General features: G+C 72.2%; 17 protein-coding genes. 7 read left to right on the top strand and 10 right to left on the bottom strand.

Annotated elements, in window-relative coordinates; genetic code table 11:
• Positions 1-70: 70 nt before the first annotated feature.
• On the top strand, positions 71-1,237 hold the full coding sequence (locus A6A08_RS21465; RefSeq protein ID WP_073704443.1) for a VWA domain-containing protein: 1,167 nt from the start codon (positions 71-73) through the stop codon (positions 1,235-1,237).
• Between the two features lie 52 nt (positions 1,238-1,289).
• Here A6A08_RS21465 and A6A08_RS21460 read toward each other — a convergent pair whose 3' ends face one another.
• Both A6A08_RS21460 and A6A08_RS21455 read right to left on the bottom strand, forming a co-directional pair.
• On the bottom strand, positions 1,290-2,102 hold the full coding sequence (locus tag A6A08_RS21460; protein WP_073704442.1) for a GntR family transcriptional regulator: 813 nt from the start codon (positions 2,100-2,102) through the stop codon (positions 1,290-1,292).
• A gap of 8 nt (positions 2,103-2,110) precedes the next feature.
• Entirely contained in the window at positions 2,111-2,842 is a 732-nt protein-coding gene (locus tag A6A08_RS21455) for a GntR family transcriptional regulator (protein ID WP_073704441.1), read from the bottom strand.
• 314 nt (positions 2,843-3,156) lie between these two features.
• Here A6A08_RS21455 and A6A08_RS21450 point away from each other — a divergent pair, with 314 nt between their 5' ends.
• Positions 3,157-3,408, top strand: coding sequence for a hypothetical protein (locus tag A6A08_RS21450; protein ID WP_073704440.1), 252 nt, complete (start codon positions 3,157-3,159; stop codon positions 3,406-3,408).
• Positions 3,409-3,629: 221 nt separating this feature from the next.
• Here A6A08_RS21450 and A6A08_RS21445 read toward each other — a convergent pair whose 3' ends face one another.
• The gene (locus A6A08_RS21445; protein ID WP_073704439.1) at positions 3,630-4,775 is read right to left on the bottom strand and encodes a cystathionine gamma-synthase; all 1,146 of its coding nucleotides are present in this window, start codon (positions 4,773-4,775) and stop codon (positions 3,630-3,632) included.
• Between the two features lie 120 nt (positions 4,776-4,895).
• Positions 4,896-6,800, bottom strand: coding sequence for an RICIN domain-containing protein (locus A6A08_RS21440; protein ID WP_073704438.1), 1,905 nt, complete (start codon positions 6,798-6,800; stop codon positions 4,896-4,898).
• A gap of 179 nt (positions 6,801-6,979) precedes the next feature.
• Between A6A08_RS21440 and A6A08_RS21435 the strand changes: the two genes are divergently transcribed.
• On the top strand, positions 6,980-7,630 hold the full coding sequence (locus A6A08_RS21435; protein ID WP_242422788.1) for a TetR family transcriptional regulator: 651 nt from the start codon (positions 6,980-6,982) through the stop codon (positions 7,628-7,630).
• 68 nt (positions 7,631-7,698) lie between these two features.
• On the opposite strand, the gene A6A08_RS21430 is transcribed toward A6A08_RS21435, so the two are convergent.
• From A6A08_RS21430 to A6A08_RS21420, 3 genes are all read right to left on the bottom strand, one after another.
• Positions 7,699-8,550, bottom strand: a complete 852-nt coding sequence (locus A6A08_RS21430) for a phosphotransferase enzyme family protein (RefSeq protein WP_073704436.1) — start codon at positions 8,548-8,550, stop codon at positions 7,699-7,701.
• Between the two features lie 168 nt (positions 8,551-8,718).
• The gene (locus A6A08_RS21425) at positions 8,719-9,459 is read right to left on the bottom strand and encodes an acyltransferase (protein ID WP_073704435.1); all 741 of its coding nucleotides are present in this window, start codon (positions 9,457-9,459) and stop codon (positions 8,719-8,721) included.
• Positions 9,460-9,600: 141 nt separating this feature from the next.
• On the bottom strand, positions 9,601-10,977 hold the full coding sequence (locus tag A6A08_RS21420; protein WP_073704434.1) for a cystathionine beta-synthase: 1,377 nt from the start codon (positions 10,975-10,977) through the stop codon (positions 9,601-9,603).
• Between the two features lie 321 nt (positions 10,978-11,298).
• Between A6A08_RS21420 and A6A08_RS21415 the strand changes: the two genes are divergently transcribed.
• The 3 genes from A6A08_RS21415 (at position 11,299) to A6A08_RS21405 (ending at position 14,314) form a co-directional block, all read left to right on the top strand.
• Positions 11,299-12,351, top strand: a complete 1,053-nt coding sequence (locus tag A6A08_RS21415) for an SGNH/GDSL hydrolase family protein (RefSeq protein WP_073704433.1) — start codon at positions 11,299-11,301, stop codon at positions 12,349-12,351.
• Between the two features lie 139 nt (positions 12,352-12,490).
• Positions 12,491-13,711 (top strand): acetyl-CoA C-acetyltransferase, encoded by a 1,221-nt coding sequence (locus A6A08_RS21410; RefSeq protein WP_073704432.1) that lies wholly within the window; start codon positions 12,491-12,493, stop codon positions 13,709-13,711.
• Between the two features lie 351 nt (positions 13,712-14,062).
• The gene (locus A6A08_RS21405; RefSeq protein ID WP_073704431.1) at positions 14,063-14,314 is read left to right on the top strand and encodes a DUF4287 domain-containing protein; all 252 of its coding nucleotides are present in this window, start codon (positions 14,063-14,065) and stop codon (positions 14,312-14,314) included.
• Between the two features lie 128 nt (positions 14,315-14,442).
• Here A6A08_RS21405 and A6A08_RS21400 read toward each other — a convergent pair whose 3' ends face one another.
• The 3 genes from A6A08_RS21400 to pruA all read right to left on the bottom strand — a co-directional run bounded on the left by A6A08_RS21400 (position 14,443) and on the right by pruA (position 18,480).
• Positions 14,443-15,363: a Bax inhibitor-1/YccA family protein gene (locus A6A08_RS21400; RefSeq protein ID WP_073704430.1), complete on the bottom strand. Its 921-nt coding sequence runs from the start codon at positions 15,361-15,363 to the stop codon at positions 14,443-14,445.
• 245 nt (positions 15,364-15,608) lie between these two features.
• The gene (locus A6A08_RS21395) at positions 15,609-16,535 is read right to left on the bottom strand and encodes a proline dehydrogenase family protein (RefSeq protein WP_073704429.1); all 927 of its coding nucleotides are present in this window, start codon (positions 16,533-16,535) and stop codon (positions 15,609-15,611) included.
• Between the two features lie 319 nt (positions 16,536-16,854).
• The gene (gene pruA / locus A6A08_RS21390) at positions 16,855-18,480 is read right to left on the bottom strand and encodes an L-glutamate gamma-semialdehyde dehydrogenase (RefSeq protein WP_073704428.1); all 1,626 of its coding nucleotides are present in this window, start codon (positions 18,478-18,480) and stop codon (positions 16,855-16,857) included.
• 142 nt (positions 18,481-18,622) lie between these two features.
• Here pruA and A6A08_RS21385 point away from each other — a divergent pair, with 142 nt between their 5' ends.
• Positions 18,623-20,470, top strand: a complete 1,848-nt coding sequence (locus A6A08_RS21385; protein WP_083609215.1) for a CdaR family transcriptional regulator — start codon at positions 18,623-18,625, stop codon at positions 20,468-20,470.
• Positions 20,471-20,477: the final 7 nt, after the last annotated feature.

Here is a 20,477-nt window from a genome sequence, read left to right as displayed (position 1 = left end):
CCTGCCGGGGAAGGTACCGGTGTGTGTACACGGAAGGCGGGTGCGTGTGAGGTTTCGGTACCGGGCGTACATGGGCGGGCCCGACCCCCTGGCCGACCCCGACCCGCCACCGGAGGAGGCCGTGGCCGCGGCGCGCGAACTCCTGGCTCTGGTGGCGGCCGCCTCCGAGGCCGGTCCCGGTCACGAGGCCGGTTCCGAGGCCGGCCCCTTCCCCGTCTCCGAGGAGGACCGGCTGGAACTGGCCGCACTGGAGGGGGCCCTGTCCCGGTACGCCGACGGCGACCGCGGCGCCCTCGACGGGGTGGACGCCGTCGCTCTGGGCCGCCTGCTGGACCGGTCGCTGGGCCGGGAGGCCGGACGGGCCCTGGCGCGCCTGGACGAGGCCGACCACGGCCTGAGTCCCCGCGAGCTGCGCCGTCTGGGCGAGGTGGCGCTGCGCGACGCCGAGTCCCCCCGCCGCGGGCACGGCGCCCGTGGCGGTGCCCACCGGGGCGGTACCGCGTCCGGCGGCGAGCCCACCGGCGCCTCCCTTCCCTTCGGTGAGGACGGTGACGGCCCCCTGGACGCGGTCGCGACCGCGCGCGAGGCCGCGCTGCGCCGGTCCCGTCCCGGCGAGCGGGACGTGGCGCTGCGCGCCGGGGACGTGCGGGTGGTGGAGACCGAGCCCTCGGAGGCCGCCGCCGTGTCGCTGCTGGTGGACCTGTCGCACTCGATGGTGGCCCGGTCCCTGCACGAGGCCGCCACCCGGACGGCGCTGGCCCTGCACGCCCTGGTGGCCACGCGCCGCCCGGAGGACCGGCTGCACCTGGTCGGCTTCGGGGAGCGGGCCCGGGAGCTGTCCCCGGGCGAGCTGGCGGCCCACGACTGGCGCAGGATCCCGGGCACGAACCTGCACCACGCGCTGCGGCTGGCCCGCGCCCACCTGCGGCGCCACAGGGACCTGCGCCCGCAGGTACTGGTGGTCACCGACGGCGAGCCCACCGCCCACCTGGGCGGGGACAGCGACGCCCGGTTCGCCTGGCCCCCGACCCCGCGCACGGTGGAGCTGACCGTCGCCGAACTGGACGCGGTGCTGCGCGAGGGCGCGGAGGTGACCTTCTTCCTGCTGGCGGACGATCCCCGGCTGCGCGCCTTCCAGGCCCTGGTGGAGCGGCGCCGCGGCGTGCGGGTGGTGCACGCCGGCGCCGAGGAGCTGGGTGCGCTGGTGGTGGGCCGCTACCTGGACCGCCCGCGTTAGGGCGTTTTCGGCGGACGGGTCCCAGCACCCGGTGCCGGGCCCCGCCACCCCGTCAGCGTTCGAAGACGTTGACGTCGGAGGCCAGGACCAGCAGCTCCTCGGGCGCCTCACCGCCGGAGTAGAGCAGCTGGTGCCGGTTGGCGGGCATGATCGTCTCGGTGAACCGCAGCGGGCGCTCGCCCTCGTAGACCACCCGCTCCTGGACCAGCAGGGGGATGCCCGGGCCCAGGCCGAAGGAGTCGGCCTCGCTCTGGGAGGGCATCCGGGCGCCGACGATGTCCCAGTTCCACTCCTCCCGGCAGCCCAGCGACCGCAGTACCGCGGTCACCCCCTCCTCCAGGGGTTCGGGGGACATGAGCGGAGTGCCGCCGGCGATGTCGTACGGAAAGTAGGTGACCTGGGACTGCCACAGGCCGCCCTCGACGAACCGGTCGGAGGAGCGGATGACGACCAGGTCCCCGCGCGCGGCCTCCCCCACCGACTCGTGGCGCAGCCGCTTGGCCACCTTGGGCCGCATGGTGTCCAGGCTGACCTTGACCTTCTCCTGGACCTGGTGGTAGCCGGCCTCGCGCAGGTGGGGCTGGTAACCCGCCTTGAAGCGCTCGGAGTCGCCGCCGCCCGTGACGGGGGTGGCCAGGTGGACGATGGGCCGGTGGTCGGCGACGAAGGCCCCCCGTCCGGCGCGGATGGCGATGCGCCCCTCGTCCTGGAGGATGCGCATCCCCAGGCGTGCGGTGGCGCGGGAGACGTCGAGCTGCTCGGCGAGCTCCTCCTCCCCCGGAAGCCGCTCACCCGGCCCGTACTCTCCCCTGGCCAGCGCCTCGCGCAGGTGGTCGGCGACGACCGTCTTCCTTGACGTGCTCATGCGTTCGCTCAGTCCCGGTGGTAGGCGTTCATGTTGCCGTGCTCGTACTGGTAGCGGATGCTGTGTCCCGCGTAGACGGTGTGCACCAGCCGGATCGGACGCTCCTCGGACAGGTCGGTCCGGTGGACGGTCAGCACCGGGACCCCGGGTGGGAGTTCGAGCTGGCCCGCCTCCTGCGGGCTGGGCATGCGGGCCTCCAGCTCGTCGACGAACCCGACCTGGCGCTGCCCGTGCTCCGCCAGCACCGCCAGGGCGCTCTCGACGTCCTCGGGCAGCATGAGCGGGGTGCCCTCGACGAGGTCCATGGGGTAGTAGGCGGAGCTGACGGACGCCGAGACCTCCCCGGAGAACCGGTACATGCGGCGGACGACCGTCATGTCGCCCTCGGTGACGCGCAGGCGGCTGGCGATGTCGGGGGTGGCGCTGAGGATCTGGAGCTCCTCCAGGGTCTGCCCGGCCATGCCCGACTCGTTGAGGCCGCCGGACCCGTCCCGGCTGCGGTTGGCGTGGAAGGTCTCGGGGACCACGTCCTGGACGAAGTGCCCGCGACCGGGACGGCTGACGATCAGCCCCTGGTTGCGCAGCATGCCCAGGGCCAGCCTGATCGTGTTGCGGGACGCCTCGAAGCGCTCCTCCAGCTGCTTCTCGGAAGGCAGCTGCCCGCCCCGGGGCAGGGTTCCCTCCTGCACCTCCCGCCTCAGGGTCCGAGCAATCTGTCGATATCTGCTTTCAGCCCGCATACATCAGTCCTCGCCGGGGTACTAGACCAACAACCTAGCTTGTACCAACAAGGTGATCGGTACACCAAAGGAACAAGTCCATCCGGTCAGCATGAACCCATCTTAGATGAAGGCCACCCTAAGTACACGCTTTCGCGGCCGGGAGAACACACGAGGAGGGAAGAACCGGCAGTCCCGCCCCTTCGACCCAGGCGCCCGACCCCCGCGCGACACACCGAACGGAAACCGCATCAGGTGAAACACCGCCCAACGCCCCCTCGCTCGGCCGGGGGGCACGCAGGACGCGGATAGGCACTTCCCCCAAGGAGAAAAGAATGATCCCCACCCTCATCGCGCTGGTCGGAGTCGTGCTCCTGGGCCTGGCCGCGGGGTTCTTCCTCGCCGTCTCCATCGGCATCCGCCGCCGGGACAACCGTGGCACCTACCGCTCGCTGCGCGACGACGAGGAGAGCACCCCCCTCTCCCGCACCGGAAGCCTCGTGGTGGGGCTGCGCTTCCGCGGCGGCGGGCCCTCCGCGCCCGCCCCGGGCCGCGCCTCCTCCGACCGCACGCCCACCGCGGTCTGAACCGCGGGGCGACGGCCCGGGAGCGGCGACCGGGCAACGGTGACACGGCGCCGCGCAGCACGGCGCGGCACAGGACGGGCGGTACCGGGAACAGGCCGCGACGGGTCCGGCAGCGCAGCCGGGAACCCGCGCGGCACACGACCATACGGGGCGCGTGCGCGGGAGCGCACCGCCGGCGCCCGGACGGGGCCCGGGCACCGGACGGGGTCAGTGCGGGACTTCTAGGCCTCCAGGGCCTGCAGCAGGTCGGCCACCAGGTCGTCGGCGGACTCGATGCCCACGGAGATCCGCACCAGGTCGGCCGGAACCTCCAGCGCGGAACCCGCGGTGGACGCGTGCGTCATCCGTCCGGGGTGCTCGATCAGGGACTCCACCCCGCCCAGGGACTCGCCGAGGGTGAAGACCTCGGTCCGCTCGCACAGGGCCAGCGCCGCCTTCTCCCCGTCGCGCAGGGCGAAGGAGACCATCCCGCCGAAGGACTTCATCTGCCGTTCGGCGGTCTTGTGCCCCGGGTGGCCCTCCAGACCGGGGTAGAACACCTTCCGCACCGCCGGGTGGTCCTCCAGCGCGGCCACGACCCGCTCGGCGTTGGCGCTGTGGCGGTCCATGCGCACGCCCAGGGTCTTCACGCCGCGCAGGGTCAGCCAGGAGTCGAACGGCCCCGGGATGGCGCCCATGGTGTTCTGGTGGAAGGCCAGGCGCTCGCCCAGCTCGGCGTCGGAGACCACCAGCGCTCCCCCGACCACGTCGGAGTGCCCGCCCAGGTACTTGGTGGTGGAGTGCACGACCACGTCCGCGCCCAGGGTCAGCGGCTGCTGGAGGTAGGACGAGGCGAAGGTGTTGTCGACCACGTGCAGTGCGCCGGCGTCGTGCGCGATCTGCGCGACGGCCTCGATGTCGGTGATGTTGAGCAGCGGGTTGGTGGGCGTCTCGGTCCACACGACCCTGGTCTCTGGCCGGACGGCCGCGCGCACCGCCTCGGGGTCGGACTGGTCGACGGCGTCCCACCGCACACCCCAGCGCTCGACCACCTTGGAGACCAGCCGGAAGGTGCCGCCGTAGGCGTCGCCGGGGATGATGATGTGGTCGCCGGGCGAGAGGACCGTGCGCAGCAGGGTGTCCTCGGCGGCCATGCCCGAGGCGAACGCCAGACCGCGCACCCCGGACTCCAGGGCGGCCAGGCACTCCTCCAGGGCCGCGCGCGTGGGATTGCCCGTGCGCGAGTACTCGTAGCCCTGGCGCAGACCGCCCACGCCGTCCTGGGCGTAGGTGCTGGTCTGGTAGATCGGCACCACCACGGACCCGGTGCCGGCGTCCGGCTCCTGTCCCGCGTGGATGGCCAGCGTTTCAAACCCGTCGAACTTCATGGGGCCACAATAGTGCCCTCCGACCTCGCCGTTCCCGCTTTCCAGCCGCACGGTGGCGCGGTGAGGGATCACTCCCGCACGCGCCACCGCTCCTCAGCGTGCGTCCGACCGGACCGGCGCTCAGGCGGCCGAACGCACCCGGAAGGACTGGCCGTCGGCACTCCCGCAGGGCTGCTGGGTCAGGCCGGCCCCGTCCGCCCCGCCGTCCAGGGTCAGGCACTTGCCGCTGTGCCGGGCCACGAACCGGTAGGTGCCGCCGGAGACCTCCTCCGGGCGCCACTGCTGGTTGGCGGCGCCGACGTAGCTCCACAGATGGACGCGGGCACCGTCGGCCGTGGCGCCCGGGCCGCCGTCCACGTCCCACACCGCGCCGGCGTGCTGGTTCAGGACCTGGTGGTGGCCGTCGCCGGTGGGCAGGAACCGCCAGGTCTGGTTCGCCTGGCCGGGCGTTCCGCACTCCCACTGCTGGAGGCCGGTGCCGTCACCGGTGCCCCAGTCGGCGGCGTCCAGGCACTTGCCGCTGTCGGCGCCGACCACCTGGTAGGGGGTGTCCGGAACGATGGTCTCTCCCTGCTCTCCCGGGTCGCCGCCGTCCCCGGCCGGGGACCAGGTGAAGGTGGCCACCGCCCCGGCGGGGAGGGTGTAGGAGAGCGAGTCGCCGCCCTCGGTGATCGAGAAGGTGCGGGGTCCGGAGGCGGCGTTGGTCACGTAGGCGGCCCGGCCGCCGCCGGGGTTCTCGAACACGACGTTCTGCACGCCGCCGGAGCCCTGGCTGGTGGAGCCGATCCGCCGTGCGCCCTCGTCCACGAACCGGGTCAGGTGGCCCAGCATGTAGTACTCGGCGTTGCGGGTGACCCGCGAACCGTCGATCTCCACGACGCCGTTGCACCTGTCCTCGCAGTGGCCCTGGTGGGGGCCTCCGTTCCCGTCCAGGGCGAGGTTCCAGGTGAGGACGGTCTCGCCGCCGCTGCGCATGTTGCGCACGACCAGGTTCTCGGAGTGCCAGCGCAGGGTGTCGGCGAAGGTCGAGGCGGGGTCGGCGCTGTCGGTTCCGGAGCACTCGGTGAAGAACACGCGCTTCCCGGCGTCCACGATCTGCTGCTGGGCCTCGGGCCGGCCGCCGTAGCAGTGGAACGCCGCCCCCTGGACCCGTTCGATCCCCCGGGTGGCCTCGAAGACCTCCAGCGGGTAGTCGGTCCGGTCCCAGTTGTGGTCGTAGGCGTACAACCGCGTGTCCAGCCCCGCGTCGGCCAGGGCCCCGTCCAGCACCCGGAAGAAGTCGGCCTGCTCCTGGGCGGACATGCTCGTGGACGGGTAGGAGGTGGCGAACAGGGGCTCGTTCTGCACCGTGAGGTCGGTGAGCTCGATCCCCTCCTCGCCGTACGCCTCGACGGCCGACACCAGGTAGTCGGCGTAGTCCCCGTAGTGGGCGGGGTCCAGGCTTCCGCCGTTGAGCGAGCCGCCGGTCTTCATCCACGCGGGCGGCGACCAGGGGCTGCCCATGAACCGGATGCCGGGGTTGGCCGCCAGGGCCTCCCGCAGGACCGGGATGATCTCCTGCCGGTCGCGGTCGATGCCGAACCGGCCGGGAGTGTCCTCGTAGGTGTAGAAGGACCCGGCGTTGAAGTCGGTGCCGCCCAGGGGCTGGCGGAGGTAGTTGAGCCCGATCCCGCCCCCGTCCCGGGAGAACAGCGACTCCATCAGGGCGTCCCGTTCCCCCTGGGGGAGCGAGCCGATCAGGTGGGCCGACGCCTCGGTCACCGAGGCGCCGGCGCCGGTGAAGCGCTGGAACCTCTGGCCGGGGTCGACCGCGATGTCGATCCCCTCCCTGCCGGAGGTGAAGGGGACCTCGCCCCTCGGTTCGAGGGTGCTGCCGCCGTCCGCCGTGGTGACCCAGACCCGGGCGGTGGGTGCGGCGGCCTGGGCGGGGGCGGCGGTGCCCAGGCCCAGGAGGGTGGATCCCAGTGCGAGCGCGCCGGCCGCGGCCAGCGCGCTGATGGCGGGTCGGGTGGTGGGGGGTGCCATCGTCTCTCCCGTACATCGATGCGGGCGGTGTGTCGTCGGAGTGATGGAGGTGCCGCCGCGGCCGCTCCCACGGCTGTGTGGCGGCGGTGTCACGGAGCGATGAAAGCACACTTACCAAGTGATCGGTAGGTACCTTCGCGCATTTATTGACCGACCACTTGGTAGGTAGACTTCCACGGGTGACGGCGAAGAGTGCGGGAGACAGGGCGAGGACGCGCGAGACGCGGGCCCCCAAGGAGGATCGCAGGACGGACATCCTGCGGACCGCGATGGAGGCCTTCGCCACCCGCGGTTACCACAACGCCTCCCTCGCGGAGATCTCCGCACGGGTCGGCCTCACCCAGGCCGGGGTCCTGCACCACTTCCCGTCCAAGGCGGACCTGCTCACCGGGGTCCTGGACCTGCGCGACGCCTCCGACCTGGAGGAGCTCGGGAAGGAGCGTCCCCGGGGCATGGCCTTCCTCCGCCATCTGGTGGACACCGTCCGGCGCAACACCACGCGCGAGGGGATCGTGCGCCTGTACGCGGTGCTCTCCGCCGAGAGCGTCACCGAGGGCCACCCCGCGCAGGAGTTCTTCCGGAGCCGCTACGACGGGCTGCGCACGATGCTGATCGAGGCCCTCGACGAGGCGCGCGACCTCGGCGAGGTCACCGCTGACCTGGACAGCGCCACCACCGCCACCAGCGTCATCGCCGTGATGGACGGCCTCCAGGTGCAGTGGCTGCTGTCACCGGACACCGTCGACATGGCCGCGGCCGCCGAACAGGCGATCAGCCGCATGGTCGGCGTCGACCTGGCCCCCCGCTCCCCCTCCGGGTCCGGCGCCTGACCCCGGCTCCGGGGCACAGGGAAGGGGCCGGCGGACAGTCGGCCGGACACGACCTCGAAGGGCCGCGCTCAGCCATGGGTGTCCAGGCCGTGGCGATCGAGTTCTGCTCGGATCCGGCTGAGCCACTCCCGGCCCAGCCGGCGCCCGTTCGGGAACTGGTCGCCCCGATCCCAGCGCCACGTGGTGATCATCGCCAGCACGAGGATCCGGCACGCGCGCAGCAGGTCCCGGTCGACACCCGGGTAGTGCTCGCTGACCTCCTCGGGCGCATGGGCGAGGTCGAATTCCACGGGCCCACGGCAACACGTCTCAAGGTCCACGAACAGCAGCCCGTTCTTCGTGGTGAGCACGTTGCCCGGGTGCGGCTCGCCGTGCAGCGGCTGCTCGGCGCCGCCGCGCCCGCCGATCAACCGTCCCAGGTTCCGTAGCGTGTCGCCGAGCAGCTCCCGGTCCGCGTCGGCGAGCGCCGGAGTGTGGTCGCGGTTCGCCACGAGTCGCCGGGCCTGCTCGACCCGGTCCGTGAACCGCGGCGTCGGGACGTCGAGCCCGCGCATGCCGGCGTGCAGCCGCTCAAGCGCATCGGCGTAGTCGGCTGGTGCGACCTCCCGGGGCGCGACGGGTTCGTGGTAGGTCCACAGCGTGACCGCGAAGCCGTCACGCTCATGGACGCGTGGCTCCACCCGGGGATCGAGAGCGGCCACAGGGCACCCGGCTTCGACGAGCCGCTGAGCGAGCTCGACCTCGAACTGTGCGACCTGGTGCGCCACAGGCGCCACCCGGGCCAGGACCTCACAGGGCAGCAGACGCGGGGTGAGCCTGTTCGAGTCATGGAGGACGATCGCGTCGTCGGCCGCCAGGCCGAGCGATGAGGCGGTCGACATGGCCGCGGCCACCGCACGCGCAACCTCTGACGCCTGCATCGTCGCCTGGCCCCTCCCCTTGAGCGCCGCCGTGGCTCTCCGAGCGGTACGGCCCGCGCACCATACCAAGTCGTCGGCCGGGGAGCCGCGGTGGCGCGACGGGGCGGGGCGCGGCCGAAGCGGCGGTCCGCCCCGCTGCTGCTCAACCGGCGGTCGGCGGACAACACACTAGGCGGGCGGGAAGCGGGTGGCCGAGCCGTGCCGGGGCGGCTCGGCGGGCGCCTCCGGGGGCAGGCCGGTGACCGGGGTGGGCACCCGGGTAGGGGTCCCGGTCTCGCGCAGCGGCGGCTCCCAGCCCAGCTCGGGGTCGTGGGTGCGCACGACCTTGCCGGGCACGCCCGCGATGACCGCGTGGTCGGGGTAGGTCCCCGGCCTCACCACGGTGCCCGCCGCCACGACCGAGTTGCGGCCCAGGTGGACGCCGGGCAGGATCACCGCGTTCGCGCCGATCCAGCTGCCGTCGCCGATGCTGACCGGGTCGTCCACCGGCCACTGGAGGCCGACGGGGACCTCGGTGTTGCCGTAGGCGTGGTTCTGGTCGGTGATGTAGACGTAGGGGCCGGTGTACACGTGGTCGCCGATGTCGACGGACTTGTGGGCGACGATGTGCGAACCCCGACCGATGGCGCAGCCGGAACCGATCCGCACGACCGTGCCCGGCCCCAGGTCGTAGTCGGGTCCCATACCTGCGGCGAGGGTCATGTCCCCGCCCAGGACGGTGTGCACGCCGATCTCGATCCAGGGCTCGCCGTAGAGGGTGGCCGTGGGGAAGGCGATCGCGGAGCCCGTGCCAAAGCGCGCGAACCTGCGCGCCGCCTTGGAGTCGGCCCGGATTTCGGCCTTGGTCCGGGCGTACGACCAGATGGAGCGGATGATCCAGGACAACAGCCGCGACACGCGTGCTCCCATTTATTACCTACCAGTAACTGTCGCGAACATTAGCAGTGTCCGAGTATGCGTCGACATGTACGGGTGGCATACGGCGGGGCCCGAACCACGCTCGGTTCGAGCGCGGTCCGGGCCCCGTCACGGGATCGCGGGCGGCCCGCCTCAGCCGGACAGGTGGGCGAGCAGGTCCTGGCGGGTGAGAATTCCCACCGGCTTGCCGTCGCGCAGCACCACCAGGGCGCCGGATCCGCGCAGCAGGCGGACGCAGTCGCTCACCGGGGTCCCGGTGCCGACGGTGGACAGGGGCTCGGCCATGTGGCTCTCCACCAGGTCGTCCAGCTCGGCCCGGCCGTCGAAGAGGGCGTCGAGGAGGTTGCGCTCGGCGATGGAGCCGACCACCTCGGCCGCCATGACCGGGGGCTCCTCCTTCATCACCGGCAGCTGGGAGACGCCGTACTCGCGCATGATGGCCACCGCGGTGCCGACGGTCTCGTCCGGGTGGGTGTGCACGAAGTCGGGCATCTCCCCGCCCTTGGCGGCCAGCACCTGGCCCGCGGTGGCCTCCTCGGTCTGCGCGGACAGGAAGCCGTAGTCGGCCATCCACTCGTCGTTGAAGATCTTGCCGAGGTAGCCGCGGCCGCCGTCGGGCAGCAGGACGACGATGACGTCGTCGGGGCCGGCGTCCTTGGCCACCCGCAGGGCGGCCTCGACGGCCAGGCCGCAGGAGCCGCCGACCAGCAGGGCCTCCTCGCGGGCCAGGCGGCGGGTCATGAGGAAGGAGTCCTTGTCGCTGACGGCCACGATGTCGTCGCACACGGAGGTGTCGTAGGTGCCGGGCCAGATGTCCTCGCCCACGCCCTCGACCAGGTAGGGACGGCCCGAGCCGCCCGAGTAGACCGAGCCCTCGGGGTCGGCGCCGATGATCCTCACCGCGCCGCCGGAGACCTCCTTGAGGTAGCGGCCGGTACCGCTGATGGTGCCGCCGGTGCCGATACCCGCCACGAAGTGGGTGATGCGGCCCTCGGTCTGCTCCCAGACCTCCGGGCCGGTGGCGTGGTAGTGCGACTCCGGGTTGTTCGTGTTCTCGTACTGGTTGGGCTTCCAGGCGCCGGGGATCTCGGCGGCCAGCCGGTCGGACACGGAGTAGTAGGACTCGGGGTGGTCGGGGGCGACGGTGGTCGGGCAGACCACGACCTCCGCACCGTAGGCGCGCAGAACCGAGAGCTTGTCCGGCCCGACCTTGTCCGGGCAGACGAAGACGCAGCGGTAGCCCTTCTCCTGGGCGACGATGGCCAGGCCGATACCGGTGTTGCCGGAGGTGGGCTCGACGATGGTGCCGCCCGGTTTGAGTTCGCCGTTCTTCTCCGCGGCCTCGACCATGCGCAGCGCGATGCGGTCCTTGACCGAACCGCCCGGGTTGAAGTACTCGACCTTGGCGAGAACGGTGGGAGCGTTCGGGCCGAGGACCTGGGTGACCTTGTTCAGACGGACGAGTGGCGTGTCCCCGACCAGGTCGATCAGTGAGTCGTATACCCGCACTTGTGCTCCCTCAGCATCGTGGCGACCGGGTTTCGGCCCGCCGTTTCCTCGCCCCGGCGGCGAGTCCGGGGCCCTGGGCCGGTCCGGCCCGTCTCAATCCGACTCTAGTGGTCTCCACCAGCGGGTTCCGCGCCCGCGGAGGGGAGGGGTCCCGTCAGGCGGCGACCACTCCCCCACTGGCCCGAAAGGCACGGGGTCCCTCACTCCGGGGCGCGAATTGTGTGCCGCGCAGGTACGTGATTCCGGGGTTGCCCACCGGTAACCTCACTCGTATCCGGCCCGCTCCAGGGCATGCGGGTCCGAGCCTCGGAGGTCTTTCCGATGCTGCGAGCCGCGCGTGCACGCCGGATCGCCGCCGCCACCGCGTTCGGCGGCGGCGGGCTCACGCTCGTGGGCGGCGGCACCATCGCGCTCCTCTACCTCCAGGCACGCCTGGCCCGCCGCGCGGTCGGCTCCCCCCGGTGGGACCGGCCCGTGGTCGACGGCGCCTACGGCGACGGCGGGGGCCCGCCGATCCGCATGCTGATGATGGGCGACTCCACCGCCGCCGGCTTCGCGGTCGAACTCGCCACCGAGACCCCGGGCGTCCTCCTGGCGACGGGACTGGCGGCCGCTTCGGAAAGACCCGTCCGGTTGCGCTGCACCGCCTCCCCCGGCGCCACCTCCGCCGACCTGGCCGCCCAGGTCGAACGGGCCCGCGCGTTGGAGGAGGGCGGCCGCTACGACCTGGCGGTCGTCTTCATCGGCGCCAACGACGTCATCCGCCGCGTGCGCCCGGGCGACGCCGTGGCCCGGCTGCGCGAGACCGTGGACCGCCTGGTCGGGCGGGGCACGGCCGTGGTCGTGGCCACCTGCCCCGACCTGGGCACCGTCCGCCCCCTCGGCTGGCCGCTGCGCTCGATGGCCCGCCGTGCCTCCCGCCAGCTCGCCGCCGCCCAGACCATCGCGGTCACCGAGGTCGGCGGGCGCACGGTCTCGATGAGCGACCTGCTGTCCGACGACTTTCGGTCGGACCCAGTTTCCATGTTTGGGCCTGACCGTTTTCATCCGTCAGCTCTCGGGTACTCGCAGGCCGCCTTCGCCGTTCTGCCCTCGGCCTGTGCCGCCCTGGGCCTGCTCCCCGAACTGGACGAAGCCGAGCGCACCAGCGGCATCCTGCCGGTGGACCGCGCGGCCGTGGTCGCGGCCGAGACCCCCGGCACGGAGGTCTCCCGTGCGAGCTCGCACGTCAGCGGGCACACTCCCGGTATGCGCGGACGCTGGGCCGCGCTCATCCGGGGCCCGTTCCGCCTCCGGGGAAGTCACGGCGACGCGGAGGAGACGGCCGGGGCGGGCCCGCCCCGGACCACCGACCGCTCCGGAGGCAGCGGATGAACGGTGCCCCCGAGTGGCGCGCGGGGACACCGGACGGGTTTACTGGTCGGTAACAAGCGATGCTGGAGGCCAGCGGCGCGCCGACCGCCGCACGGCTCCCAGCTCCACACGCAGCACCTCAACCGTTAGGGACGCAGCCATGCCCGAAGCAGTCATCGTCGCAACCGCCCGCTCCCCGATCGGCCGTGCCTTCAAGGGTTCGCTCAAGGACATCCGGCCGGACGACCTGACCACCCAGATCGTCCGCGCCGCGCTGGACAAGGTCCCCGCGCTGGACCCCCGGAACATCGACGACCTGATGCTCGGCTGCGGTCTGCCCGGCGGGGAGCAGGGCTTCAACATGGCCCGCATCGTGGCCGTGCAGCTGGGCCTGGACACCGTCCCCGGCACCACGATCACCCGCTACTGCTCCTCCTCCCTCCAGACCACCCGGATGGCCTACCACGCCATCAAGGCGGGCGAGGGCGACGTCTTCGTCTCCGCCGGCGTGGAGACCGTCAGCAGGTTCGTCAACGGCAACAGCGACGACGCCAACAACGAGAACCCGCTCTTCGACGAGGCCAAGGCCCGCACCGCCAAGCGCGCCGAGGGCGGTGCCGAGACCTGGACCGACCCGCGCGAGAACGGCAACCTCCCCGACGCCTACATCGCGATGGGCCAGACCGCCGAGAACGTCGCCCAGATCACCGGCCTCTCGCGCGAGCGCCAGGACGAGTTCGCGGTGCGCTCGCAGAACCTGGCCGAGAAGTCCCTGGACAACGGCTTCTGGGAGCGTGAGATCACCCCGGTGACCCTGCCCGACGGCACCGTGGTCAGCACCGACGACGGCATCCGCCGCGGCACCACCTACGAGAAGGTCTCCGGACTCAAGCCGGTGTTCCGCCCCGACGGCACCATCACCGCGGGCAACGCCTGCCCGCTCAACGACGGCGCCTCGGCCCTGGTCATCATGAGCGACACCAAGGCCGCCCAGCTGGGCATCACCCCGCTGGCCCGCATCGTGTCCACCGGCGTGACCGGCCTGAGCCCGGAGATCATGGGCCTGGGCCCGGTCGAGGCGTCCAAGCAGGCGCTGGCCCGCGCCAACATGGCCATCGGCGACATCGACCTGGTCGAGATCAACGAGGCCTTCGCCGCGCAGGTGCTGCCCTCCGCCGACAAGCTCGGGATCGACATCGACGGCCAACTCAACGTCAACGGCGGCGCCATCGCGCTCGGCCACCCCTTCGGCAGTACCGGCGCCCGCATCACCGGCACGCTGCTCAACGGCCTGCAGACCCACGACAAGACGTTCGGTCTGGAGACCATGTGCGTCGGTGGCGGCCAGGGTATGGCGGCCGTCTTCGAGCGCCTGAGCTAGGCCCTTCCCTCCCGCCCTCCGGGGCGCGGGACCGTGGACGGCGCGGGACCCGGAGCGACTCCGGGTCCTTCGCCGTGTCCGGGGTGTTCGGGGCCTTCGCCGTGATCGGCGCCCCCTGACCGCGGCGTGCGCGTTCGGGAGGTTTCGTCCCCCGAGCACCGGGCGCCCCCGGCGATGTCGGAACACGTGCGGCCTTCCCCGTGTCACACCCGCGTTCGGCTACGGAGCACGTCCAGGCAAACGTTCCCGCACCGGCAAGGTAAAAGCTGGTGACCGGGGCTTGTCCAAAACGTGATCCTGATGCAGGGTCGCAGGTAAGTGCCACACGCCAATGCGCTGCCGGAGGTGCCTATGTCGGTAACCCACTCGCCGGAGATCCACGCCAAGCTCATCGAACGCATCCCGGTCGTCACCGGCCGAGACCTCCACGAGTGGTTCGACGCCCTCGACAAGGGACCGGGCCTGGTCCGCTGCCAGGACCGGTCGAACTGGCTCGCCGACGAGTACGAGTTGCCCCAGTGGTACGCCCAGGCCCTCGTGACGGAGTACGACCGCCGCCGGAGGAACCGCTCCATCCCCGCTCCCCGTCGCGGGAGGGTCTGACCCGGCCACGGCCGCACCGGACACGACGAAGGGGCCACCTTCCGGTTCTCACCGGGAGGTGGCCCCTCGTGTACGGGCGGGTGGTCGGCGGCTCCACGCCGGTGCGGCCATCCGCCGACCGAGGCGGGCTACTCGGAGAACATCGTCTTGATGATCCAGAGCAGGCGCAGGATCTCGATGTAGAGCCAGACCAGGGAGACGGTCAGGCCGAAGGCGAACTGCCAGGCGAACTTGTTCGGGAGCCCGGCGCTGAGGCCCTCCTCGATACCGCGGAACTCCACGGCCAGGGTCAGGGCGGCCAGGACGACGAACACGATGCCCACGAGCAGGCCCAGCGGGCTGGGCTCGCGGAGGCCGAGGCCGCCCGAGACGAAGAAGCTCAGGACGAAGTTGACCAGCATCAGGGCGGCGGCGCCGAGCACCGCGTACGTGACGGCCTTGACGAAGCCGTCGGTCACCTTGATGATGCGGAACTTGTACAGGGCGAGCATCACGCCGAACACCGCGACGGTGCCGATCACCGCCTGGGTGACGAGCGCGCCGCCCGCGCCGGCGTCACCGGTGCTGATCTCCAGCGTGCGGGCGAGGAACGCGGACAGGCCGCCGACCAGCAGGCCCTCCAGGGCCGCGTAGGTCAGGATGGCCGCGGGGTTGGTGATCTGCTTGAAGGCGATCACCAGGCCCAGGACCAGACCGCCGAGAGCACCCACGATGGTGAGCAGCAGGGCCAGGCCCGGAGCAGCGGCGAACAGGAAGTAGTTGACGACGCCGAGGAGCGCGACGACACCGAGCGTCATACCGGTGCGCACGACCACGTCGTCGATGGTCATCGGCTGGCTGTCGGCGCTCTGCACCGGGCCGCCGGGGTAGCCCTGCTGAGGGTAGGGCTGGCCGTATCCCGGCTGGGGGTACGGCTGTCCGTAACCCGGCTGGCCGTAGCCCTGCTGCTGACCGTAGCCCGGCTGGCCGTAACCCTGCTGGGGGTACCCAGTCGGTCCGGCCTGCTGGAGCGCCCGCTTGAGAACGGGGTTGGAACTCCGCATCCGCATGTCTCGTCAAGGCCCTTTCAACGCGTGGTTCTCTGCCCACAAAGTAACGTACGGGCCCCGGCGCGGGTTCCGCGGACATGGTCACCGTTGGGCAACGGCGCTCACGGGGCCCGGCCTTCCGGTTTCCGTCACCGGCTCCCGGCCGCCGTGCGCACACGGCCAGGAGGCGGAGAGGGGCCCGTGCCCCGGCGGGAGAGAGTCCTCCCGGGGCACGGGCCCGCCCCCACCGGGCGTGTCCTGCTCGCCTAGCTGTGCGTGAGCAGCGAGCGGGCGAAGAACAGCATGTTCGCGGGGCGCTCGGCCAGACGGCGCATGTAGTACCCGTACCACTCGGTGCCGTAGGGGACGTAGACGCGCATGCGCTTGCCCTCGGCCGCTAGGCGGACCTGCTCGGCGTCGCGGATGCCGTAGAGCATCTGGTACTCGTAGTCGTCCGCGCCGCGGCCGCTGGCCGCGGCCAGCTCGCCGGCGATGGCGACCATGCGCGGGTCGTGCGAGGCCACCATCGGGTAGCCCTCGCCCTCCATGAGCACGCGCAGCGCGCGCACGTACGCCTTGTCCACCTCGGCCTTGTCGCGGAAGGCCACCGACTCGGGCTCGTCGTAGGCGCCCTTGCACAGGCGCACGCGCGAACCGGCGCCGCTCAGGTCGCGGCAGTCGGCCTCGGTGCGGTGCAGGTAGGCCTGGAGCACCGCCCCCACGAACGGGAAGTCCTGGCGCAGTTCGCGCAGGATGCCCAGCGTGGAGTCGACGGTGGTGTGGTCCTCCATGTCCAGGGTCACCGTGGTGCCGACGGCCCGGGCGGCCTCGGCGATCTGGCGGGCGTTCTCCAGGGCGATCTTCTCGCCGTCCCGGTCCAGGAACTGGCCCACGGCCGAGAGCTTGACCGACACCTCGGCGCGGTCGCCCAGGCCGGCCTCGCCCAGTGCTGCCAGCAGGTCCTGGTAGGCGGTCACCGTGGCCGCGGCCTGGACCGCGTCGGTGGTGTCCTCACCCAGGAAGTCCAGGGTGACGTGGCGGTCCCGGGTCAGCTCCCCGACCGCGGGGAGCGCCTCCTCCAGGGTGGAGCCCGCGACGAACCGCTTGACCATGGCCCGGGTGACGGGAGTGCGCTCGACGATCTTGCGGCAGGTCGCGGACCTGGCGGCGAGCAGCAGGGGCTTACGAAGCATGGTGACCTCGAAGAAGACGTGCGCGAGCCGGTCGGCTGGCGCGGGCGGGGCGCGCGGCCGGGGATGGCCCGGCCGCGCCGGTGGATTCGGGCGGGTTCCGGACCCCCTCAGGACGGAAGGGGGCCCGGAACCCGCTGTCAGCCCTGGTGGGCGAACGCCTGCTCCGACCCTGGGGGGTCGTTCGGGCGTCCGCGGGGTTCTGGAGGTGTCGGACGTGCGATCGCGAGGAACGAGCCATCGCACGGGAGACACCGAAGGTTCCCGCTCTTTGGGCGCCCGAACACGGGGCGAAGCGAAGCGGAGCCCCCAAGGGACGCTGTCACCCCTGGTGGGGGTAGGAGGAGACCGTCGGCGCGACGAACGTCTCCTTGATGGCGCGCGGGCTGGCCCAGCGGGACAGGTTCTGGGCCGAACCCGCCTTGTCGTTGGTGCCGGAGGCGCGGGCGCCGCCGAAGGGCTGCTGGCCCACGATGGAGCCGGTCGGCCGGTCGTTGACGTAGAAGTTGCCCGCGGCGAAGCGCAGCGCCTCGGTGGCCTTGGCGACCGCGGCGCGGTCCTTGGCCAGGACGGCGCCGGTCAGGGCGTAGGCCGAACCCTCGTCGACGACCTTGAGGATCTCGTCGAACTTCTCGTCCTCGTAGACGTGGACGGCGACGATCGGGCCGAAGTACTCGGTGCGGAACACGTCGTGGGACGGGTCCGAGCCCTCGATGATGGTCGGGCGCACGAAGTAGCCGACGGAGTCGTCGGCGGTGCCGCCCGCCACGATGTCCAGGGTCGGGTCGGACTTGGCGTCCTCCAGGACCTTGGCCAGCTTGTCGAAGGCGCGGCGGTCGATGACGGCGCCGATGAAGTTGGACAGGTCCGTGACGTCGCCCATGGGCAGGGCCTCGGTCTCGGCGACGAGGTCGTCGCGGACCTTCTCCCACACCGAGCGGGCGACGAAGGCGCGCGAGGCGGCCGAGCACTTCTGGCCCTGGTACTCGAAGGCGCCGCGCACGATCGCGGTGCGCAGGACATCGGGGTCGGCCGAGGAGTGGGCGACGATGAAGTCCTTGCCGCCGGTCTCGCCGACGATGCGCGGGTAGGAGCGGTAGGCGGAGATGTTCTCCCCGACGCTCTTCCACAGGTGCTGGAAGGTCTTGGTGGAACCGGTGAAGTGCACCCCGGCCAGGTCGGCGTCGTTGAGGGCGACGTCGGAGACGGCCAGGCCGTCACCGGTGACCATGTTGATGACGCCGGGGGGCATGCCCGCCTCCTCCAGCAGGCGCATGGTCAGCTCGGCGGCGAACTGCTGCGTCGGGGAGGGCTTCCACACGACCACGTTGCCCATCAGGGCCGGGGCCGTGGGCAGGTTGCCCGCGATGGCGGTGAAGTTGAAGGGGGTGATCGCGTAGACGAACCCCTCCAGCGGGCGCTGCTCCATGCGGTTCCACACGCCCTTGACGCTCAGCGGCTGCTGGGCGATGAGCTCGCGGGCGTAGGAGACGTTGAAGCGCCAGAAGTCGATCAGCTCGCACGCCGAGTCGATCTCCGCCTGCTGGACGGTCTTGGACTGGCCGAGCATGGTGGCGGCGTTGATGGTGGCGCGCCAGGGGCCGGAGAGCAGCTCGGCGGCGCGCAGGATGATGGCGGCGCGGTCGTCGAAGGACATCGCGCGCCAGGCGGGGGCCGCGGCTTTGGCTGCGGCGATGGCGTCGCGCGCGTCGTCGTGGGTGGCGTTGCGCATGGTGCCCAGGACGGCGGAGTGGCGGTGCGGCTGCACGACGTCGATGGGCTCGCCACCGCCCATGCGGCTCTCGCCGTTGATGCGCATCGGCAGGTCGATGCTCCGGCTGCCGAGCTCCTCCAGCTTGGCCACGAGCTCCTCGCGCTCGGCGCTGCCGGGCGCGTAGGACAGAACGGGTTCGTTCTGCGGCAGAGGGACGTTGGTCACGGCGTCCATGGGCACCTCCCCGGTGAAGAATGTCCCTGAAACAAGCAGGGTCTGGCTGATTCAACGCTCTCAGAACAGGGGCGTGCGAACCTTGTGGGGCAGGCCACTCTTTGCCCGCCTTCTTTGTTCATCAGGACAAAATGGGACACATATGAGTAATGACGCCCCACCCAACGGCACGTTTTCCACCGCTGGCGACAGCTCCCACGAGTCCGGCCCCGGATCCGGTGTCCCCCCTGCTCAGAGCGGATCCTCCTCCGAGGGTCCGACGGGCATCCCCCTGCGCAGACTGCTGCTGGCGCTCGGCGACCCCGTCCTGGACGTGGCCGCCGCACCGGGCGGGCTCGATGTCCAGGTGGACAATGTCGTCATCCTCGACCCGGAGGACCGCGCGGAGGTGCGCGAGGGCGACCTGGTGCTGCTGATCGGGGCCCGGGGGGCCTCGGCCCGGCGGCTGCTGCGGACGCTGGCCGGGCAGGGCGCCACGGCGGTCGCGGTCAAGGCCAGCGGGCACGCGCCCCAGGAGGAGGTGTTGCCGCCGCCCTCCGGGGCGCGGCCGCACCGGCCCCGGTCCGGCGCCGCCGACGAGTCCCGTGCGTTGCGCACCGAGGCGCAGGAGGCGGGGATCGCGCTGCTCTCGGTCCGCCCCGAGGTGCGCTGGGACCAGTTGCAGTCGGTGTGCCAGTCCATCGTGGACGACGCCCGGCTGACGGCCGCCGAGGACCTGAGCGAGGTCAGCGGCGACCTGTTCTCCATGGCACAGACGATCGCCCAGCTCACCGGAGGCCTGGTGAGCATCGAGGACGCCGCGAGCCGGGTGCTGGCCTACTCCAGCGGCGCGGAGGTGGACGAGCTGCGGCGGCTGTCCGTGCTGGGGCGGCGCGGCCCGGAGTCCTACCTGGCGCTGCTGCGCGAGTGGGGTGTCTTCGCCAAGCTGCGCGCCGGTGAGGAGGTGGTGCGCGTGGACGAGCACCCCGAGCTGGGCATCCGGCGCCGGTTGGCCGTGGGCATCCACGCCGGACGCCAGCCGTTGGGCGCGATCTGGGTACAGGAGGGGTCGCGGCCGCTGGCCGAGCACGCCGAGGAGGCCCTGCTGGGCGCGGCGCGCACCACAGCCCTGCAGATGATCCGGCAGCGCACCCAGGCCAGCGCGGGGCTGCGGCTGCGCGAGGACCTGCTGTCCAGCCTGCTGGAGGGCCGCATCGACGCGGGCGCGCTGGCCGACACGGTGGAGGTGCACGCCGACCGGGGCGCCCTGGTGGCCGCGTTCGCGACGGCCGGGGGCGCGGAGGGGGCGGGCGAGGAGCGGTCCGGGCGCCCCGACCGGCCCGAGCTGGAGCTGCGCCGCCGCCAGATGGTCGACCTGGTGTCGGTGCACACGGCGGCCTACCGGCGCAGCGCCCTGGTGACCGAGCTGGGCGGGCGGGTGTACGTGTTGCTGCCGGACCTGGCCCGCGGCCGCGAGGGGTGGCGCGGGGTGGAGCAGTCCGTGCTGGCGCTGACCCGCAGGACGGTGTCGGCCGCGCGCGCGGCCCTGGGACTGGAGGTGCAGGCGGCGGTGGGGTCGCTGGTGGAGCGGCTGGGCGACGTGCCGGACTCGCGGGCGGAGGCGGACCGGGTGCTGGACGCGATGGGCCGGGACCTGCACCGGGGCGTGGACTGGGAGGTGGCGACCATCTCCGACGTGCGCTCGCGGGTGCTGGTCGGCGAGACCCTGGCACGTTTGCGGGAGGACCCCTCGCTGCGCGATCCGAGGGTGAGCCGCCTGGTCGAGCACGACCGTGCGGGCGGCGCCGACCTGGTGCACTCGCTGCTGGCCTACCTGGAGGCGTTCGGCGACGCGCGGGCGGCGGCCGAGCGGCTGCACATCCACCCGAACACGCTGCGGTACCGGGTACGCAGGGCGGCGGCGGTGAGCGGGATCGACCTGGGCGACCCGGGCGAGCGCCTGTTCACCCAGCTCCAGCTGTTGATGGAGCAGCAGGGGCCCGAGCGCTGAACCCGGC

The sequence above is a fragment of the Nocardiopsis sp. TSRI0078 genome (assembly GCF_001905145.1).
GTDB lineage: Bacteria > Actinomycetota > Actinomycetes > Streptosporangiales > Streptosporangiaceae > Nocardiopsis.
Note: the sequence above shows the minus strand (reverse complement) of the source record. Positions and strands in the feature narration are given on the sequence as shown.

What these genes read in the sequence shown, in the direction of transcription:
- A6A08_RS21465 (WP_073704443.1), top strand. Translation starts at nt 71, where the DNA reads ATGGGCGGGCCCGACCCCCTGGCCGACCCCGACCCGCCACCGGAGGAG.
- A6A08_RS21400 (WP_073704430.1), bottom strand. Translation starts at nt 15,363, where the DNA reads ATGCGGATGCGGAGTTCCAACCCCGTTCTCAAGCGGGCGCTCCAGCAG.
- A6A08_RS21410 (WP_073704432.1), top strand. Translation starts at nt 12,491, where the DNA reads ATGCCCGAAGCAGTCATCGTCGCAACCGCCCGCTCCCCGATCGGCCGT.
- pruA (WP_073704428.1), bottom strand. Translation starts at nt 18,480, where the DNA reads ATGGACGCCGTGACCAACGTCCCTCTGCCGCAGAACGAACCCGTTCTG.
- A6A08_RS21405 (WP_073704431.1), top strand. Translation starts at nt 14,063, where the DNA reads ATGTCGGTAACCCACTCGCCGGAGATCCACGCCAAGCTCATCGAACGC.
- A6A08_RS21395 (WP_073704429.1), bottom strand. Translation starts at nt 16,535, where the DNA reads ATGCTTCGTAAGCCCCTGCTGCTCGCCGCCAGGTCCGCGACCTGCCGC.
- A6A08_RS21385 (WP_083609215.1), top strand. Translation starts at nt 18,623, where the DNA reads ATGAGTAATGACGCCCCACCCAACGGCACGTTTTCCACCGCTGGCGAC.
- A6A08_RS21455 (WP_073704441.1), bottom strand. Translation starts at nt 2,842, where the DNA reads ATGCGGGCTGAAAGCAGATATCGACAGATTGCTCGGACCCTGAGGCGG.
- A6A08_RS21445 (WP_073704439.1), bottom strand. Translation starts at nt 4,775, where the DNA reads ATGAAGTTCGACGGGTTTGAAACGCTGGCCATCCACGCGGGACAGGAG.
- A6A08_RS21450 (WP_073704440.1), top strand. Translation starts at nt 3,157, where the DNA reads ATGATCCCCACCCTCATCGCGCTGGTCGGAGTCGTGCTCCTGGGCCTG.
- A6A08_RS21415 (WP_073704433.1), top strand. Translation starts at nt 11,299, where the DNA reads ATGCTGCGAGCCGCGCGTGCACGCCGGATCGCCGCCGCCACCGCGTTC.
- A6A08_RS21425 (WP_073704435.1), bottom strand. Translation starts at nt 9,459, where the DNA reads ATGGGAGCACGCGTGTCGCGGCTGTTGTCCTGGATCATCCGCTCCATC.
- A6A08_RS21430 (WP_073704436.1), bottom strand. Translation starts at nt 8,550, where the DNA reads ATGCAGGCGTCAGAGGTTGCGCGTGCGGTGGCCGCGGCCATGTCGACC.
- A6A08_RS21440 (WP_073704438.1), bottom strand. Translation starts at nt 6,800, where the DNA reads ATGGCACCCCCCACCACCCGACCCGCCATCAGCGCGCTGGCCGCGGCC.
- A6A08_RS21460 (WP_073704442.1), bottom strand. Translation starts at nt 2,102, where the DNA reads ATGAGCACGTCAAGGAAGACGGTCGTCGCCGACCACCTGCGCGAGGCG.